This window comes from Simplicispira psychrophila DSM 11588 (assembly GCF_000688255.1).
GTDB lineage: Bacteria > Pseudomonadota > Gammaproteobacteria > Burkholderiales > Burkholderiaceae_C > Simplicispira > Simplicispira psychrophila.
Genome location: NZ_JHYS01000004.1, coordinates 26,148 through 42,142, shown reverse-complemented (window position 1 = coordinate 42,142; position 15,995 = coordinate 26,148). Strand labels below are relative to the sequence as shown.

General features: G+C 64.2%; 18 protein-coding genes. 10 read left to right on the top strand and 8 right to left on the bottom strand.

Going from position 1 to position 15,995, the window contains the following annotated elements:
• Positions 1 to 42 precede the first annotated feature (42 nt).
• The 3 genes from Q390_RS0105545 to Q390_RS0105535 are packed head-to-tail and all read right to left on the bottom strand — an operon-like array spanning position 43 to position 3,555.
• Positions 43 to 1,638: a DUF5691 domain-containing protein gene (locus Q390_RS0105545; protein ID WP_156949835.1), complete on the bottom strand. Its 1,596-nt coding sequence runs from the start codon at positions 1,636 to 1,638 to the stop codon at positions 43 to 45.
• Positions 1,635 to 2,990: an SWIM zinc finger family protein gene (locus tag Q390_RS0105540; RefSeq protein ID WP_027995171.1), complete on the bottom strand. Its 1,356-nt coding sequence runs from the start codon at positions 2,988 to 2,990 to the stop codon at positions 1,635 to 1,637. Before Q390_RS0105540 ends, Q390_RS0105545 begins: the two co-directional genes overlap by 4 nt.
• A 58-nt stretch (positions 2,991 to 3,048) precedes the next feature.
• Positions 3,049 to 3,555, bottom strand: a complete 507-nt coding sequence (locus Q390_RS0105535) for a hypothetical protein (RefSeq protein ID WP_027995170.1) — start codon at positions 3,553 to 3,555, stop codon at positions 3,049 to 3,051.
• Between the two features lie 49 nt (positions 3,556 to 3,604).
• Here Q390_RS0105535 and Q390_RS0105530 point away from each other — a divergent pair, with 49 nt between their 5' ends.
• From Q390_RS0105530 to Q390_RS0105510, 5 genes are all read left to right on the top strand, one after another.
• Positions 3,605 to 3,820: a DUF3460 family protein gene (locus Q390_RS0105530; protein WP_027995169.1), complete on the top strand. Its 216-nt coding sequence runs from the start codon at positions 3,605 to 3,607 to the stop codon at positions 3,818 to 3,820.
• A 91-nt stretch (positions 3,821 to 3,911) separates the two neighbouring features.
• On the top strand, positions 3,912 to 4,748 hold the full coding sequence (locus Q390_RS0105525) for a segregation and condensation protein A (protein WP_027995168.1): 837 nt from the start codon (positions 3,912 to 3,914) through the stop codon (positions 4,746 to 4,748).
• 87 nt (positions 4,749 to 4,835) lie between these two features.
• Positions 4,836 to 6,416: an L-aspartate oxidase gene (gene nadB, locus Q390_RS0105520; RefSeq protein ID WP_027995167.1), complete on the top strand. Its 1,581-nt coding sequence runs from the start codon at positions 4,836 to 4,838 to the stop codon at positions 6,414 to 6,416.
• A gap of 37 nt (positions 6,417 to 6,453) precedes the next feature.
• Positions 6,454 to 6,834 carry an aspartate 1-decarboxylase gene (gene panD / locus Q390_RS0105515; RefSeq protein ID WP_027995166.1) on the top strand — a complete coding sequence of 127 codons (381 nt, stop codon included), beginning with the start codon at positions 6,454 to 6,456 and terminating at the stop codon, positions 6,832 to 6,834.
• Positions 6,835 to 6,864: 30 nt separating this feature from the next.
• Positions 6,865 to 7,224, top strand: a complete 360-nt coding sequence (locus Q390_RS0105510) for a 5-carboxymethyl-2-hydroxymuconate Delta-isomerase (RefSeq protein ID WP_027995165.1) — start codon at positions 6,865 to 6,867, stop codon at positions 7,222 to 7,224.
• A gap of 101 nt (positions 7,225 to 7,325) precedes the next feature.
• Here Q390_RS0105510 and Q390_RS0105505 read toward each other — a convergent pair whose 3' ends face one another.
• Positions 7,326 to 7,544 carry a hypothetical protein gene (locus Q390_RS0105505; protein WP_027995164.1) on the bottom strand — a complete coding sequence of 73 codons (219 nt, stop codon included), beginning with the start codon at positions 7,542 to 7,544 and terminating at the stop codon, positions 7,326 to 7,328.
• A gap of 168 nt (positions 7,545 to 7,712) precedes the next feature.
• On the opposite strand from Q390_RS0105505, the gene Q390_RS0105500 reads away from it, so the two are divergent.
• Both Q390_RS0105500 and Q390_RS0105495 read left to right on the top strand, forming a co-directional pair.
• Entirely contained in the window at positions 7,713 to 8,909 is a 1,197-nt protein-coding gene (locus Q390_RS0105500) for an acyl-CoA dehydrogenase (protein ID WP_027995163.1), read from the top strand.
• 88 nt (positions 8,910 to 8,997) lie between these two features.
• Positions 8,998 to 10,254, top strand: coding sequence for a CaiB/BaiF CoA transferase family protein (locus tag Q390_RS0105495; protein WP_027995162.1), 1,257 nt, complete (start codon positions 8,998 to 9,000; stop codon positions 10,252 to 10,254).
• Between the two features lie 45 nt (positions 10,255 to 10,299).
• On the opposite strand, the gene Q390_RS0105490 is transcribed toward Q390_RS0105495, so the two are convergent.
• Positions 10,300 to 10,527 carry a hypothetical protein gene (locus tag Q390_RS0105490; RefSeq protein WP_027995161.1) on the bottom strand — a complete coding sequence of 76 codons (228 nt, stop codon included), beginning with the start codon at positions 10,525 to 10,527 and terminating at the stop codon, positions 10,300 to 10,302.
• Between the two features lie 206 nt (positions 10,528 to 10,733).
• Between Q390_RS0105490 and Q390_RS0105485 the strand changes: the two genes are divergently transcribed.
• On the top strand, positions 10,734 to 10,943 hold the full coding sequence (locus tag Q390_RS0105485; RefSeq protein WP_027995160.1) for a hypervirulence associated TUDOR domain-containing protein: 210 nt from the start codon (positions 10,734 to 10,736) through the stop codon (positions 10,941 to 10,943).
• 39 nt (positions 10,944 to 10,982) lie between these two features.
• Here Q390_RS0105485 and Q390_RS0105480 read toward each other — a convergent pair whose 3' ends face one another.
• Both Q390_RS0105480 and Q390_RS0105475 read right to left on the bottom strand, forming a co-directional pair.
• The gene (locus tag Q390_RS0105480; protein WP_156949834.1) at positions 10,983 to 11,459 is read right to left on the bottom strand and encodes a hypothetical protein; all 477 of its coding nucleotides are present in this window, start codon (positions 11,457 to 11,459) and stop codon (positions 10,983 to 10,985) included.
• Between the two features lie 67 nt (positions 11,460 to 11,526).
• On the bottom strand, positions 11,527 to 13,254 hold the full coding sequence (locus Q390_RS0105475; RefSeq protein ID WP_027995158.1) for an AMP-binding protein: 1,728 nt from the start codon (positions 13,252 to 13,254) through the stop codon (positions 11,527 to 11,529).
• Positions 13,255 to 13,563: 309 nt separating this feature from the next.
• Here Q390_RS0105475 and Q390_RS17635 point away from each other — a divergent pair, with 309 nt between their 5' ends.
• The gene (locus Q390_RS17635) at positions 13,564 to 14,139 is read left to right on the top strand and encodes a hypothetical protein (protein ID WP_051603062.1); all 576 of its coding nucleotides are present in this window, start codon (positions 13,564 to 13,566) and stop codon (positions 14,137 to 14,139) included.
• A gap of 35 nt (positions 14,140 to 14,174) precedes the next feature.
• Positions 14,175 to 14,921, top strand: a complete 747-nt coding sequence (locus Q390_RS19030) for a DUF4124 domain-containing protein (RefSeq protein ID WP_051603061.1) — start codon at positions 14,175 to 14,177, stop codon at positions 14,919 to 14,921.
• Positions 14,922 to 14,958: 37 nt separating this feature from the next.
• Here Q390_RS19030 and Q390_RS0105455 read toward each other — a convergent pair whose 3' ends face one another.
• Entirely contained in the window at positions 14,959 to 15,891 is a 933-nt protein-coding gene (locus Q390_RS0105455) for an SDR family oxidoreductase (RefSeq protein WP_037472277.1), read from the bottom strand.
• Between the last annotated feature and the right edge of the window lie 104 nt (positions 15,892 to 15,995).

The following is a 15,995-nucleotide window of genomic DNA, read 5'->3' as shown; positions in this document are numbered from 1 at the left end:
TCGGCAGCAACAAATACAGAGGGATAAAAAAAGGAGAAGCGCTTAAGCGCGCGGTAGCTGGCGCATGGCGTCCAAGGCTTTCAGCGTCGGCAGATGGGGGCGCAGGGCTTGTGACAAAGCGGCTGCCACCGAGTCTTCAGGCTGGGTGCTGTGGTGGGTACTGGCCAAAATTTGCAGTGCTGGCAGTTCGCTGTGGTGCAGTACGCAGCACAGCTCACCCAGCGGTAAACCGTAGTAGTAACGTGACTTGTAAAGCGCTAGTTTGTTGACCAGCAGCGCCGATAACGCCTGCGACACATACTGGCCCGGCGGGTGCGCAGCAATCACTTGTTGCAGTATTTCTTCCAGCGCGCCTTGCTGTGGCTTGGTCATGGCTTGCAGAGTGCTGTGCCAATAGGGCTCGCGCTCGGCGGCGGGCAGCAGCGCCAGCACGGCGGCGGGCGTGTCTTGCATGGCTTTGTTAGGCCAGTGGTCTAAAAAGGCTTTGCACCAAGCCATCGTGGTAGCGCTTATCGGCGCGGCGCGCAGCACTTCCCACCACGCCCGCACCACTGCGTCAGCCCAATCGTTTTTATGCACCCATTGCAATAGCGCATCAGGCGCCATGCCGGTGTGCTGCTGCCACCACGACAGCGGCACTTGCCGGGCCAGCTGGTACAGCCACCAAGCGCGTTCGCCCAGCTTGTCGTGGGTGGGGCGTTCGGCCTCGATACCTTCGTCTTTCCAACTCGGGTCGGCGGCTTCGGGCGGGGTGATAACCCAGCGCTGGCGCGCATCCAAAACCAAGTGCGGCACCAAGCGGGTGCCGGCGCGCTGGCTGATGGCGCTATCGGGCAATTGCACCAGCAAAGTACGGGCAATGTGGCGTACGTCGCGGCTGCGGTCTTGGCTGGCCAAGCGGGTCAGCAGGGTTTCATCCTCGGCAGACAGGCCGGTTTGCAGCACGGCCAGCAGTTCGGCGCGCTCTTTGGCGGGCAGGTCGGTCAAGCTGGCTTGCAGGCGATCTCGGGCGGCGCTGGGCTGGTGCTGGCGTTCGCCCTGCAGCAGTTGCAGGCGCTGCGACAGCGTGCCTTCTTGCCAGCGGGTTTCTAGCGGAGTGCTGTCGGCATTGCTGACGTTTTCAGCGGCATAGCGCCACGTGCGGTGGTGGCGCGCCAGCCAGCGGCCACGCTCGCCCAGCACCGCCAGCACGGCGGGGCGCAGTACGCTGGCGCGCTGTGCGGTATCCAGCGCCAGCGGCAGCAGATTCGGCGGCAGACGCCAACCGGCAGCGGCCAAGTGCTGCAGCCAGTCGATTTGCAAGCGCTGCGGCGCCTCGGTCAACAACCAGCGCACGGTATCTATCAGGGCGCTGTCGTGCAGGGCGACTTGGGTGGTGTCCGCTGCCGCCAAGCCATGCGGGTTGGGGGGGATGCTGGCTGCAGCCATCGGGCGCTGGCCGGCGCGCTCGCACACCGTCAGTACGCCGGCAGCTTGCAACAGGGCTTGCGCCGGGCTGCTGGCTTGGGCCTGCACTTGTGTCAGCAGAGCACCTACCGCGTCTTGCAACGCCGGCAGAGTCAGTGGTTTTTTGTCGGTGCCGACCATGGCGGGCGGCAGCAGGCTTTTCCAAGGGCTGGTGGTTTGCAGAGTGCTCATGCGCGCGGTGTCCATGTCCAAAAACCTTCGGGGCCGACGGCAGTGAGGGGGCGCAGGCTGCTGCCGTCCCACTCGCCGTGCACAGTGAGTGGCTGACCACCACTCAGTGCCAGCAACGCCCAACCGTCGCTCAGGTGCAATTGCAGCGGCAGGGCCATATCGCCCCATTGCAAGTGAAAGCGGAACTGGCCTTGCTCGCCGTCGTAGTGCAACGTGGCATCGCTGCAGCGCAGCGGGTGCAAGTGGCTCCACGGGTTGGCGGCAACGCGCTGCGCTACCCGTTGCCATTCTTCCAGCGGCGGAATGCTGGGCGGCGGTGCTGGCTGCTGACTCGGTAAGGTGAGGGTTTGACTGCTCACCACCAGCGCCCGCAGCGGGGCTGCGCTGGGATAAAAGGCCAAGGTGGCCTGAACGGTGCTCAAGGCGACCCACGAGGACTCAAACACCCGACCGGCAAAGGTATGGTCTAGCAAAAAAGCGCGCTGGCCCGTCTGCAAACCGTGTAACCACACCCGGCGTTCCATCAGCCGGTTGTCGCGTTCTTCTTGGATGACGCCCAGCACCAGCCATTCGTCGCTGACAGGGGACGCTTGCGCCAAGATGCTGTCTTTGTCGATGGGCCAGCTGAGCAAGGCGCGCATATCAGCGCTGGCACCTTCATCCAACGCGGCGCGCCGGGCCACGGCATCGCAGGCCAGTTGCAGCAGACCGAGGCGGCGCAGCACGTTTTTAGGCCAATCGACGCCGTCCAACAAAGCCTCTGCCGCGTAGCGCAGGCGCTGCGCCAAACCCGGTGCCTGCGCATCGACCAAGCGCGCCGCCATGGTTTCCCACGCCGCGCGGCTGTCCTGGGTCAGGTGGCCCAGCCCTTGGTCGATTTGGTCGCTCAGCCACTGCTGCAACTCGGCCACGCCTTGGTCGATGCGGCTCCAGCGCTTGGCGGCGGTTTTTTGCGCAGCCGCATCGGCGTTGGAGTCGGCGGCTTTATCAGCGGCTTTTTGTTGTTGCTTCTCTTCTTTTTTCTGCGTGCGCTCGGTGCGCGCGGCCAGCCATTCACTCACCCACGCGGGCGACGGACTGGGCTGGAACGACGACCGGTCTTTGGCCCACAGCAGCAACAGCGCCAAGCCATGCTTGCACGGAAACTTGCGGCTGGGACACGAGCAGCGAAACGACGGACCCGACAAGTCCACCTGCGTCTGGTAGCGGCTGCTGCCCTGGCATTCGCCCCACACCGCAGCATCGCTGGCACCCAAAATCGGCCATTGCCCGGGTTTGGTCAGCCCCTGGGCGGCTTTGGCCGAGGCGGCATCGGGGGCCAGGGCGAGAACAGATTCAGCGCTGAATTGCATAGCGGCGCCCAGAGGGCAGTGAGACGGATGGTTTGAAAAATGGAAACAACGCCCAGCCTTACCGCCCGCCCTTGTTCTCCGGCGCGTCCATGTCGGGGATGGTCAGGGTGCGCGCCACGGTGCGGCCGTCGGTGCTAATGACGCTGAACACCATCGCCGTGGTCGGCGGCTCCAGAAAGCGCCAGTCGTGGTGCGTCTCGCCGCTGAGCTGATAGGGCGTCACCTTGGCTGGTTTGCCCAGGCGCCGGCGTACTTCCTGCATGTCCATACCGGGGGTGATGCGGGCAAAGTTTTCGGGCGTGAGCACCTGGCGCAGGGCGCTCATCTTGCCGTCGGCGCCGATGGTGATCATGTAGTTGCGCTGCCCAGCGGGCTGGCGGTTGTATTCCAACGTGCGCGCGCCGCCACCTTCGTCCCAGACGTTGTCGGGCACGCCAAAACGGTCGCGCACGTCGACTTCGGTGGACAAACCCTCTTCCAGTTCGTTGATGCGCTGTGGGTCGCACGCCACAGCAGCGAGCGCGGCCAGGGCGATGGCCGCCAGACGCGCAAGGTGTTTGTTCATTGACATGGCGCTCCCCGGTAAAATCAAGCCAGAGAGGTTAACCCAGTCCATGTCCATTTTTGCCCGCCCCCACTACATGTCCGACGCGACACAGTTCATCAACCAGCTCAAGAAAGAGCATCCCGAGTTGGAAGCGCAACAGCGCGCCGGCCGCGCTCTGCTGTGGGACAAAGCGGTAGACCGCACCCTGTGGCAAGACTTTGATGCCGCCGAAGTGGCACAAAAGCCCTACGTCTACCTGACCAATCCCTCCCAGGATTCGTAATAAAAATGGGCTCTAGCGCACATCCATCAAGCGCTATTCGCTATCATTTTTGATTTTTTCAATGGGCAGCGTGATCGCTACGCCTTCCCCTATGGCACCCAGCGACCCAGGCCAGGCGGTGTCTGGCGCCCTGCCCGCAGCGCGCGACCGGGTGGCCTTGGCGCGCCTGTATGGCGAGCCGCTGTTTGCGTTGCCCACCGATCTCTACATCCCGCCGGACGCGCTGGAAGTGTTTCTGGAGGCCTTCGAGGGGCCGCTGGATTTGCTGCTCTATCTGATCCGCAAGCAGAACTTCAACATCCTCGACATCCCGATGGCCGGGTTGACGCGCCAGTATCTGGTGTACATCGACGAGGTGCGCAGCAGCAATCTGGAGTTGGCGGCCGAGTATTTGCTGATGGCGGCGATGCTCATCGAGATCAAATCGCGCATGTTGCTGCCGCCCAAAAAACTGGCCGAGGGAGAAGAAGCCGCCGACCCGCGCGCCGAGTTGGTGCGCCGCCTGCTGGAATACGAGCAAATGAAGTTTGCCGCCCTCCAGCTGGGGCAACTGCCGCAGCACGGGCGCGATTTTTTCTCGGCGCAGGGCGTCATCGAGCAAGGCCTGGAGCCGCGCTACCCCGAGGTGCAGGTGAGTGAATTGCAGCAGGCCTGGCGCGATATTTTCAAGCGCGCCACGCTGGTGCAACACCACCGCATCACGCGCGAAGAGTTGAGCGTGCGCGAATACATGGGCCAGTTGCTCAAGGCGCTGCACGGGCGCCGCTTTGCACCGTTTGAGAGCTTGTTCGATCCGTCCCAAGGCTCGACGGTGCTGGTGGTGACCTTCATTGCCCTGCTGGAGTTGGCCAAAGAAACGCTGATAGAAATCACCCAGGCCGAGGCCTTTGCCCCCATTTACGTCAGGTTGGCCTATACGCCGGTCTGACGCTCCTGCACCCCTTGTGCCCGCACGGCTGCGGGCCACCGCCACGGCCGGCTGCCGCGGTTCGACCTTTTTTACCCCACGCACTCCATGGCATCGCACGATTTCGACGTTCTGATTGTGGGCAGCGGCCTGGCTGGCCTGTCTGCTGCCCTGCACCTGGCGCCCACGCACCGCGTGGCCGTCATCACCAAACGCACGCTGCAGGACGGCTCCAGCGGCTGGGCGCAAGGCGGCATTGCCGCCGTGCTGGCCGATGACGACAGCTTTGCTGCACACATTGAAGACACGCTGGTGGCGGGCGCCGGCCTGTGCGACTTGGCCACCACGCGCTTTGTCGTCGAAAACGCCCCCACCGCCATCGGCTGGCTGCGCGGCCTGGGCGTGCCATTCACGCTCGAAGGCGAGCAACTGCATCTGACGCGCGAAGGCGGACACAGTGCGCGGCGTATCGCCCATGTCACCGACGCCACCGGCGCAGCAGTGCAGCGCACGCTGATCGAGGTGGTGCGCGCCACGCCGGGCATCACGGTGTTTGAGCAGCACACGCTGGTGGACGTCATCACCAGCGCCAAACTGGGTCTGTCGGGTCAACGCTGCCTGGGCTTGTATGCGCTGGACGAAGCCACCGACGAGGTCGTCACCTTCCGCGCACCGCAAACCATTTTGGCAACAGGGGGCGCCGGCAAGGTCTACCTCTACACCACCAACCCCGACACCGCCACCGGCGACGGCATTGCCGCTGCCTGGCGCGCCGGCTGCCGGGTGGCGAACATGGAATTCATCCAGTTCCACCCCACCGGCCTGTACCACCCGCACGCCAAGTCCTTCCTGATCAGCGAAGCGGTGCGCGGCGAGGGCGGGCGGCTGCTGCTGCCCGACGGTACCCGTTTTATGCCCGAGCACGATCCACGCGCTGAACTGGCGCCACGTGACGTGGTGGCGCGCGCCATCGACTACGAGATGAAAAAACACGGCCTGGACTGCGTACATCTCGATATCTCGCACCAGAGCCCGGAGTTTTTGCAAGAGCACTTTCCCAACATCCTGGCGCACTGCCTGGAGCTGGGCATCGACATCACCAAAGAGCCGATCCCCGTCGTGCCGACAGCGCATTTCACCTGCGGCGGCGTACTGACCGACCTGGCTGGACGCACCGATCTGCCCGGCCTGTACGCGGTGGGCGAAGTGGCCTGCACCGGCCTGCACGGCGCCAACCGGCTGGCCAGCAACTCGCTGCTCGAATGCATGGTGTTTGCCCGCGCTGCCGCACAGTCGATTGCCGCCGCACCGCGCGTGCAGATTCCGGCGCTGCCGCGCTGGGACGACAGCCGCGTGCAGGACGCAGACGAAGCCGTCGTCATCTCGCACAATTGGGATGAGCTGCGCCGTTTCATGTGGGATTACGTCGGCATCGTGCGCACCAACAAACGCCTGGAGCGCGCCGCCCACCGCATCACGCTGCTACAGGAAGAAATCAACGAGTTCTACGCCCATTTCCACGTCACACGCGATTTGCTGGAGTTGCGCAATTTGGTACAGGTGGCCGACCTGATCGTGCGCTCGGCGCAACTGCGCCGCGAAAGCCGCGGCCTGCACTACAGCCGCGACTATCCCAGCCGGGCCGCACCGGCGGCGCCAACGATTCTGGTGCCGCCGCTTTCACTTTGAACCATTGAATAACTATTGACCCTTTGAGACTGCCATGATGTATCGCACCCTGCTGAAATCCAAAATCCACCGTGTCGCCGCCACCCACTGCGAGTTGCACTACGAAGGCTCCTGCGCCATCGACGAAGACCTGCTGGATGCCGCCGGCATGGTGGAAAACGAACAAATCCACATCTGGAACATCAATAACGGCGAGCGCTTTGTCACCTACGCCATCAAGGGCCAGCGCGGCAGCGGCATGATTTCCGTCAACGGCTCGGCCGCGCGCCGCGCCTCCACCGGCGACCTGCTCATCATTGCCGCCTTTGCCCAAGTGCCCGAAGACCAGGTGACCACGCACCAGCCGCAACTGGTGTTTGTCGATGACAACAACCGCCAGACGCAACTGCGCCACCACGTTCCCACCCAGCAACTTTAAAAAGTTGACCACTTTGAAAGCGGCCCCGCCATGCCCCATCTGATCGTTGAATATTCGCAAAACCTGCCAGCCTTCCCCGAGGCCCAGGCCCTGATCGAGCTGAACGAGGCCATCACCACCCATCCTGAAATCCCTTCCGAGATCGAGCTGAAAAGCCGCTTTGTACTGGTGGACAGCTTTGCCATCGGCACCCTGCCAGCCCAGCGCGCCTTTGTGCACGCCCAGTTGCGCCTGCTGTCGGGGCGCACACCTGAAGCCAAAAAAGACCTGTCGGAGCGCATCGCCGAGGTACTGCGCCGCCTCACACCCAAGCCCGCTGAGGTATTGGTGCAGCTGAGCGTCGAAATTGTGGATATGGATCGCGCCTCTTACGTCAAAGAGCGGCTGTAATTAAAAGGCCCGGTCGGGCACTGGGCACGACCGGGCCTGTAGGCACAGGAAGCAGACGCCTGAATGGCGCCTTCGCAACCGACCCTGAAAACTGGCACAACTCAGTTGTTCTGCCGGCGAATCAGTGCGCGGCCGGTGTCGGTGATGACGAACGCATTTTCCCCCTGCTTGGCAATAAAGCCGCGCTCCAGCAAGCGGTCCGACAAGTGCTGGTGCAGCGCGGCCGGCAAGGAGATGGAGTGGCTGATTTCCAGTTGCTTCAGTGTTTCCAGCTCATCCACTGTGGCGTCGAAATGCGGTGCGTGGTATTGGTTCGTCATGGCAAGGGTCTCCCTAAAAATAAGATCTGCAAGGCCAGCGTATCCCCTGGCGCGCCGCAGCGCAAGCGCTCCGAATGGTTCCCACAGGGGCGGCTAGGGCTGCGCCTGCGCGGGCGGGCTACGATGCTGCATTTTTCGCACACCGTATTGCACCTTCCAGGAGACACCATGGCGCACGCACTTTTCCAATGGGAAGACCCCTTTTTGCTCGACCAGCAGCTGAGCGACGACGAGCGCATGGTGCGCGATGCCGCTGCCGCGTACTGTCAGGACAAGCTGGCGCCACGCGTACTCGACGCCTTTCGCCACGAAAAGATGGACACCAGCATCTTTCGCGAGATGGGCGACATGGGCCTGCTCGGCCCAACCATCCCCGAGCAGTACGGCGGGCCGGGCCTGAACTACGTCGCCTACGGCCTGATTGCGCGTGAAATCGAGCGCGTCGATTCTGGCTACCGCTCCATGGCCAGCGTGCAAAGCTCGCTGGTGATGGTGCCGATTTTTGAATTCGGCACCGAAGCACAAAAACAGAAATACCTGCCCAAGTTGGCGACGGGCGAATGGATCGGCTGCTTTGGCCTGACCGAGCCCGACCATGGCTCCGACCCTGGCAGCATGGCCAGCCGCGCCAAAAAGGTGGCGGGCGGCTACGAACTGTCGGGCGCCAAAATGTGGATCACCAACAGCCCGGTGGCCGACGTGTTCGTTGTCTGGGCCAAGGAAGTCAGCGAGGCCGGCAGCGTGGGCCCCATCCGCGGCTTCATCCTGGACAAGGGGATGCAAGGCCTGTCAGCCCCGACCATCCACGGCAAGATCGGCCTGCGCGCCAGCATCACCGGTGAAATCGTCATGGACCAGGTGTTCGTACCCGAAGACAACGCCTTTCCCGACGTGCAAGGCCTCAAAGGCCCGTTCACCTGCCTCAACAGCGCGCGCTATGGCATCGCCTGGGGCGCACTCGGTGCAGCCGAATTTTGCTGGCACACCGCGCGCCAGTACACCCTGGACCGCCAGCAGTTTGGCCGCCCACTGGCGGCCAACCAGCTGATCCAGAAAAAACTGGCCGACATGCAGACCGAGATTGCGCTGGGCCTGCAAGGGTGTCTGCGCCTGGGCCGCATGAAGGACGAAGGCACGGCTTCCGTCGAAGCCACTTCCCTCATCAAGCGCAACAGCTGCGGCAAGGCGCTCGACATCGCCCGCTTGGCGCGCGACATGATGGGCGGTAACGGCATCAGCGATGCCTTCGGCGTGGCACGCCACTTGGTCAACCTCGAGGTGGTCAACACCTATGAAGGCACACACGACGTGCACGCCCTGATCCTGGGCCGCGCGCAAACCGGCATTGCGGCCTTTGCCAACTGAGGCACCCCACCCGGTTACTTCAAGCCATTTCAGCCTCCAGCGCTTACGCCATAAGCGCTACTAGCTATTAAATTAATAGTAAAATGCCATGACTACCCCCTCCACCGCAGGCGCACTCGCCGGCATCCAAGTGCTTGATCTGTCGCGCGTGCTCGCGGGGCCGTGGTGTACGCAAATTTTGGCTGACCTGGGCGCCGACGTCGTCAAGGTCGAGCGCCCCGGCGTCGGCGACGACACGCGCCACTGGGGCCCGCCCTTTTTGCAGGACGCGGACGGCCACGACACGCCACAGGCGAGCTACTTCACCGCCTGCAACCGCAACAAGCGCTCGGTCACCATCGACATGGCGACCGAAGACGGCCAGCAACTGATCCGCCAGCTGGCACTGCAGGCCGACGTGCTGGTAGAAAACTTCAAGGTCGGTGGGCTGGCGCAATACGGCCTCGACTACGCCAGCCTGACCGCGCTGAACCCGCGCCTGATCTACTGCTCGGTCACCGGTTTTGGCCAAGACGGCCCGTATGCCGAGCGCGCCGGTTACGACCTGATGGTGCAGGCCATGACCGGCCTGATGGACATCACCGGCCGGTCCGACGGCGAGCCTGGCGGCGGCCCGCTGCGCGTCGGTGTGGCCGTGATTGACCTGTTCACTGGCGTCTATGCCAGCACGGCCGTGCTGGCAGCCCTGCACGCGCGTCAGCACAGCGGGCGCGGTCAGCACATCGACATGGCGCTGCTGGATGTGGGCATGGCCATGCTGGCCAACCAGGCGGCGGGTTTTCTGGCCACCGGCGTGGCGCCGACGCGCCAGGGCAACAGCCACCCCAGCCTAGTGCCGTACCAAGACTTTCCAACGCAGGACGGCGCCATGCTGCTGGCGATTGGCAACGAGGGCCAGTTTGCGCGCTTTTGCGCCGCTGCTGGCCAGCCCCAATGGGCACAAGATCCGCGCTTTGCCAGCAACCGCCTGCGCGTGCAGCACCGCCAAGAGCTGATCCCGGCCATGGAGACGGTGACGCGCACGCGCAGCACCGCCGAGTGGATTGCCCTGCTACAAGACAAAGCCGTTCCGTGCGGCCCAATCAACGACGTAGCACAGGCCTTTGGCGACGCCCAGGTGCAGGCCCGCAGTTTGCGCGTGGAACTGCCGCGCTGGCCGGTCGGGTCGAGCGGCGACGGCATCGCACAGATTGCCGGCGTGGCCAGCCCGCTGCGTCTGTCTGAGCACCCGCCGGTGCTGCACCGCGCGCCGCCGGCCCTGGGCCAGCACACCGATGAGGTGCTGGCTGAGTTGGGGCTGAACGCCATGCATATTGCGCAACTGCGCAGCCGTGGCGTGGTGTAAACCCAAGCGGCTACGGCGGCACAGCCCGTGTGGGGCGACGCCAACTCAGTGGTAGGACGGTGGCGGGTCGATCACCGGCGGCGCCTGCGAGCCACCGGGCGGCGGCTCAATGACTGGCGGCTCGCCCGGGCCAGCGGGCGGATCCATCACCGGCGGCTCCGGTACCCAGGTCGGGTGCGGCGGCTGCTCGCTTGGCGGAGTGTCCAGCGGCGGCAGCGTGGCAGGCGGCGGCGGTTGCATCGGCGGAATGGGCTGGGGTGCAGGCAAGGGCATGGGTACGTTCTCCATAAAAAAAGCAGGTCTGCACCAAGCTATCACAGCCACAACGCCGTGCCTGCCAGACAAAGTCGCGTCACGACTCTGGCTGCAGCGCGCGCACCTGTGTGCACATGTCTCGGTAAAAGCACTACCTGCCAAAGCCGCAGAGCATGGCCACAATCGGTCTTGTTTCCGCTCAATGACGACAAGGAGTGCACACCATGACCCCTCAATTCACCATCAGCGACCACGTCACTTGGCAGTCAGAGGCCGGGCCGGTGAACGGCAAGATCATCAAGATCCACACCCGCGACACCACCTTCAAGGGCAACCTGCGCCGCGCCAGCCCCGAGGCGCCGCAGTATGAAATCCAGAGCGACCGCACCGACCTCATTGCCATGCACGAAGGCGCCGCACTGACCAAGCTGTAAAAGATTCAAGCACGCACCGGCTGCACCGGGCAGCCGGCGTCAACCCGGGCGCTCAAAACCGCTGGCAATCCATGCGGTGGCGCTGTCTACGGACAGCTGGTAGGCCGGCGACACCGGCACACACGCCAGTTCCTCGCCCAGCGCGTTTTGCGCGCTCAGCGTGGCACTGGCGCCCTCCTCGTCCGGCACGATGGTGAGCAGCACGCGCACACGCTCGCCTTGCACGGTGACGGTGACGTTCTTGTTCAGCTGCGCGTGCAATTGCTGCTCATGGCGGCGCAGCACCTCGGCGGCAGTTTTGACCAAAGTGTTGAAGGCGTTGACATCCAGCGGTTTGGGATTTTTCTTGTCGCGCCCCATGGTCCACGGCCCGACCAGCACCGGTTCATCGTGGCCCTGCAGCGTCATGGAGACGGCCCAGCCATCGTCGTCTTCGTTCTTGAGCACGCGCGCCGTCCAGCGCTCGTCACGCCACAGGCGCGGTTCGTGGAAAGGTGGGGGGGAGTCTTCGATCATTCGGCCATCCATCATGCTGCCCTGCGCGCAAGGCGCAAGGCGGGCAAAAGCTGGCAAGCGTAGCGGATTACGCCGTCTTGGCCGCTTCGAGTTTCAGCTCGGCCATCATCTGCTCGCGCATGACGAACTTCTGCACCTTGCCGGTGATGGTCATCGGCATGTCCTGCACTAGGCGGATGTAGCGCGGCACCTTGTAGTGCGCAATCTGATCGCGGCAGAAGTCGCGAATCTCGTCTTCGGTGCAGGTCTGGCCCGGTTTGAGGACCACCCAGGCGCAGATTTCTTCACCGTATTTCACGTCGGGTACGCCAAACACCTGCACTGATTGCACCTTGGGGTGGCGGAACAAGAATTCTTCAATTTCGCGCGGATAGACGTTTTCACCACCACGGATCAGCATGTCCTTGGCGCGGCCGACGATGTTGCAATAGCCCTCATCGTCGATGGTGGCCAGATCGCCGGTGTGCATCCAGCCGTCCTGCACCGTCTCGCGCGTGCGCGCCTCGTCGCCCCAGTAGCCTTGCATCACCGAATAGCCACGCACCAGCAGCTCGCCGGTGGCGCCCACCGGCACCACCTGGCCTTCCACATCGATGACCTTGGCCTCCAGCATCGGCTGGATAAGACCGACGGTGGAAACGCGGCGTGCCAAAGGGTCGGTGGTGGCGCTTTGGAACGACACCGGTGAGGTTTCCGTCATGCCGTAGGCAATGGTGATCTCGGACAGGTGCATCTGCGCAATCACACGCTTCATGGTCTCGATCGGACACGGCGAGCCGGCCATGATGCCGGTGCGCAGGTGCGACAGATCAAACTCGGCAAAGCGCGGATGGTCAAGTTCGGCAATAAACATGGTCGGCACACCATGCAACGCGGTGCAGTGCTCTTCACTCACCGCTTGCAGCGTGGCCACCGGATCAAACGACTCGCCCGGAAACACCATGGCAGCGCCGGTGGACACACAGGCCAGCACCGCTAGCACCATGCCAAAGCAGTGGTACAGCGGCACCGGAATGCACAGGCTGTCGGCTTCAGAAAAATTCATCGCCTGGGCAATGAAACGCGCGTTGTTGACCACGTTGTGGTGCGTCAGCGTGGCGCCCTTGGGGTGGCCGGTAGTGCCACTGGTGAACTGGATGTTGATGGCGTCGTGACAGGACAGGCGCGCGCCCAAGGCGTCCAGCGCGGCTACATCGACCACGGCACGGCCGCGCTCCAGCACCTCGCCATAGTTGAGCATGCCGGGGGTTTTATCCTCTCCCAAGCGGATCACCATTTGCAGCGTCGGCAGGCGCGAGGACTGCAGCGCACCGGGCGTACAGTGGGCCAACTCAGGCGCCAAGCGCTGCAGCATCTCCAGATACTGCGAGCTTTTGAGCTGCTCGGCCGTCACCAGAGCGCGGCAACCCGACAAGTTCAGCGCGTATTCGAGTTCAGTGACGCGGTAGGCTGGATTGATGTTGACCAGCACCAGCCCGGCGCGGGCGGTGGCAAATTGCGTCACCAGCCATTCCAGCCGGTTGGGCGACCAGATGCCGACACGGTCGCCCACCTGCAGACCCAACATCTGCAAACCGCTGGCAAAGGCATCGACCTCGGCCTGGAACTGCGTCCAGGTCCAGCGCACATGCTGTTCACGAAACACGGCAGCCAGGCGATCCGGGAAGCGCTGCACCGTGTCGGCCAGAAACTGGCCAATTGGCGCATTTGACAAAGTGGCATCAGAGCGGCCCTTGACCTGTGACAGGCCGGCCAGCGGAGCAAGATTCCAATCGGGGGCAGCAATAGCGGACATTCAAATATCTCCAGATTCGCGCGTGCGTGAAGCAGCACATTTTGCCGCCAGTGCCTGCACCCGCAGCGACAAAATGGTTGCAAAAACAACCATGCCATCCCTGCAGCCTCCCACAACATCCAACCAGCGGCGACCTCAAAACCAACACCTACCTCCGCACACATCTGTGTCGGCTACGCAAAATCGGGCAAACACTACTCAAAAGGGTCAACCAAACCGGCGACAGCGCGTCATAAATGGGGGATGCTCAGGCACCCTGAAAAAAAGGCACTCCGCGCATACTGCGCCTCTTTACCAGACGTCAACACCATGCTGAAAACCTCTACCGCCCGTCTGCTCACCGCGTGTACCGTCGGCCTTTTGGTCACCGGCTGCGTCGCTGTGCCAGACAACGGCTATTACGACCCCGCTCCCGGTCCCATCTACCAAGGCGGCGGCGTGTACCAGACCTATCCGCAACCGTACCCGCAGACGTATCCGCAGGCCTACCCGGTCTACCCCTCGTCGCCGCCGCAATTCCGGCACGACGACGACCGACGCCGCTGGCTGCAAGAGCGCGAACGCGAACGTGAACGCGAGGCACGCCAGCACGAGCGTGAGCGCGAGAACGCGGCACATCAGCGAGAACGTGAACGCGATGCACGCGAGCGCGATCAACAACGTGACCGTGCACAGCAGCAGCAACGCCGCGAGCAACAAGAACGCCAACAGCAAGAGCGCCAACAGCATGAACGCGAAGACGCCCGCCGCAAGCAGCAACAGCAGCAGCAACGCGGGCAGCGCGAGCGCGAACAGCAGCAGAGTCGTCCAGAGCAAGAGCGTGAAAACAAAGGCCCGATACGCTGGCGTCCCCGGGACGAAGCGGATCAAAACCAGGGACGATAAAGCCTGCCGGCAACAGCGGCAAAACAGTCCGGCCCATGTACCGCTCTTTACGTCTGTTCACCCTGGGCGCGGCAGCGCTGCTGAGCCTGGGTGCGCCGGCGCAGATCGTGCGCTGCAACGATGCACGCACCGGCGCCGTCACGTACACCGATGGCCATTGCGCCCCAGGCACTCGCGCGCGCGAAGTGCAGGCACGCCAGACACCGGAAGAAATTGCCCAGGAGCGCGCCCAGGCGGCCCAGGCACTGGAACAGAAGCAGCAGCGCCTGCACATCGAGGCCACGGCCCAGCAACTGGAAGCTGAGCGCCTGGCCTTGCGCCAGCGCCAACAAGCCGAGCGTGCCGCCGCCGCACAGACCCCGGCACAAGCCTACGCACGCTCACTCGAATGCGCACGCTCGCGGCGCAATTTCGATCTGGCCGCCAGCAGCGCCACCAACAACCGCTATGACCAAGATGCGCACCTGCCAGCGGCACAGCGACAAATGGAGCTCGACTGCCTCGGCCCCGAGGGCTACGCCGAAGTGGAGAAAAACCGCCCCGCCCCCTTGCCGGCGCCCATCGTGGTCTATCCACCCGCGCGCTGGCGCCCGCAGCCGCCCGACCCCCGGCCACCGTATCCCACCACCCCGCCACCGCGACCGCCGCGTTTCCAGCCCCGACCGTCTTTTACGCCCCTGCCCTCGTTCGCGCCATGGCCCGCCCTGCAAAGCCCACCGGTCAGAAGTCGCTGCCATCGGCCTGACTGCGGTGAGAACGCTGAGCGCGGGCCAGCACGTTAAAAAGAAACCATCGGGATTGAAGCGCGGCGAATATTTTTCAGGCGCGCAACCCTTCCCACACCGTCGGATAGCGCAACTGCAGACGCAACTCGCGGTGCAGGCGGGTGTTGTCCAGCCGGCGCGACTCGCCCATGAAACTCAGCAACGCCAGCGGCAGATACTCTTTTGCGCTGCTGCGTGGCACGCGCGGCGGGCGGGGCAGGCCGTACAGATCGGCCGCCCAATCAAAGTAGTCACCCATCTTCAGCTGTGAATCGTCGCTGGCGTGGTAGATACGCTGCGCTGCGCCGCGCCACAGGGCCGCGGTGCAGGCACGCGCCAGGTCGTCGGCGTGGATGTGGTTGGTATACACATCGTCTTGCGCCTGCAGTACCGGCGTACCCCGGCGCAGCCGCGCCTCGGGCGTACCGTTCTCGCGGTCGGGGGCGTAGATGCCGGGGATGCGCAGGATGCTGGTGCGCACGCCAGCACGCCCAAAGTGGCGCACGACACGCTCGGCATCGACACGGCGCTGGGCGCGCGGCGTGCCGGGCGCCACGGGGCGGGTTTCGCTGACCCAGGCACCGGCGCAGTCGCCATACACGCCGCTGGTCGAGCCATACACCAGCGCGTGCGGCAAGGTGCGCCGGCGCAGGGCGCGCACCAGGGACAGCGTGCGCGGGTCACGCCACCAGTTATCGCTGCCCGTCGTACTCGTCGGCGGTGGCGCCAAGTGCAGCACGCGCGTGGCCAGGCCGGCCAGGCGGCGCAGCGTGGCCGGTGCGTCCAGGTTGCCCAGCAGCGGCGTCACGCCCAGCGCGCGCAATGCGGGCACGCGCGCCGGCTCGGTCGTCAGCACCAGCACGCGCACGCGCTGCGCGCCGGGCCCACCCATCAGGCGGCGCACGACCCGCGTGCCGACGTCACCGCAGCCAACGATGAGCAGGCGCTGGCGGCGAAAACGTGCTGGCAGGGCGCCCAGCGTGCTCATCGGCGGGCTCCTGCGGACGAGCCCCGATCCAACAGCCTTCTGGCAAGGTTTTTTGCGGGAGAAAAGGAACGTACAGGTGGTGAAGGCAAAATTGGCCCGTTTAC

Excerpts from the sequence above, each read along its gene's own strand:
- Q390_RS0105545 (WP_156949835.1), bottom strand. The coding sequence starts at position 1,638 with ATGAGCACTCTGCAAACCACCAGCCCTTGGAAAAGCCTGCTGCCGCCC.
- Q390_RS0105540 (WP_027995171.1), bottom strand. The coding sequence starts at position 2,990 with ATGCAATTCAGCGCTGAATCTGTTCTCGCCCTGGCCCCCGATGCCGCC.
- Q390_RS0105535 (WP_027995170.1), bottom strand. The coding sequence starts at position 3,555 with ATGAACAAACACCTTGCGCGTCTGGCGGCCATCGCCCTGGCCGCGCTC.
- Q390_RS0105530 (WP_027995169.1), top strand. The coding sequence starts at position 3,605 with ATGTCCATTTTTGCCCGCCCCCACTACATGTCCGACGCGACACAGTTC.
- Q390_RS0105525 (WP_027995168.1), top strand. The coding sequence starts at position 3,912 with ATGGCACCCAGCGACCCAGGCCAGGCGGTGTCTGGCGCCCTGCCCGCA.
- nadB (WP_027995167.1), top strand. The coding sequence starts at position 4,836 with ATGGCATCGCACGATTTCGACGTTCTGATTGTGGGCAGCGGCCTGGCT.
- panD (WP_027995166.1), top strand. The coding sequence starts at position 6,454 with ATGTATCGCACCCTGCTGAAATCCAAAATCCACCGTGTCGCCGCCACC.
- Q390_RS0105510 (WP_027995165.1), top strand. The coding sequence starts at position 6,865 with ATGCCCCATCTGATCGTTGAATATTCGCAAAACCTGCCAGCCTTCCCC.
- Q390_RS0105505 (WP_027995164.1), bottom strand. The coding sequence starts at position 7,544 with ATGACGAACCAATACCACGCACCGCATTTCGACGCCACAGTGGATGAG.
- Q390_RS0105500 (WP_027995163.1), top strand. The coding sequence starts at position 7,713 with ATGGCGCACGCACTTTTCCAATGGGAAGACCCCTTTTTGCTCGACCAG.
- Q390_RS0105495 (WP_027995162.1), top strand. The coding sequence starts at position 8,998 with ATGACTACCCCCTCCACCGCAGGCGCACTCGCCGGCATCCAAGTGCTT.
- Q390_RS0105490 (WP_027995161.1), bottom strand. The coding sequence starts at position 10,527 with ATGCCCTTGCCTGCACCCCAGCCCATTCCGCCGATGCAACCGCCGCCG.
- Q390_RS0105485 (WP_027995160.1), top strand. The coding sequence starts at position 10,734 with ATGACCCCTCAATTCACCATCAGCGACCACGTCACTTGGCAGTCAGAG.
- Q390_RS0105480 (WP_156949834.1), bottom strand. The coding sequence starts at position 11,459 with ATGATCGAAGACTCCCCCCCACCTTTCCACGAACCGCGCCTGTGGCGT.
- Q390_RS0105475 (WP_027995158.1), bottom strand. The coding sequence starts at position 13,254 with ATGTCCGCTATTGCTGCCCCCGATTGGAATCTTGCTCCGCTGGCCGGC.
- Q390_RS17635 (WP_051603062.1), top strand. The coding sequence starts at position 13,564 with ATGCTGAAAACCTCTACCGCCCGTCTGCTCACCGCGTGTACCGTCGGC.
- Q390_RS19030 (WP_051603061.1), top strand. The coding sequence starts at position 14,175 with ATGTACCGCTCTTTACGTCTGTTCACCCTGGGCGCGGCAGCGCTGCTG.
- Q390_RS0105455 (WP_037472277.1), bottom strand. The coding sequence starts at position 15,891 with ATGAGCACGCTGGGCGCCCTGCCAGCACGTTTTCGCCGCCAGCGCCTG.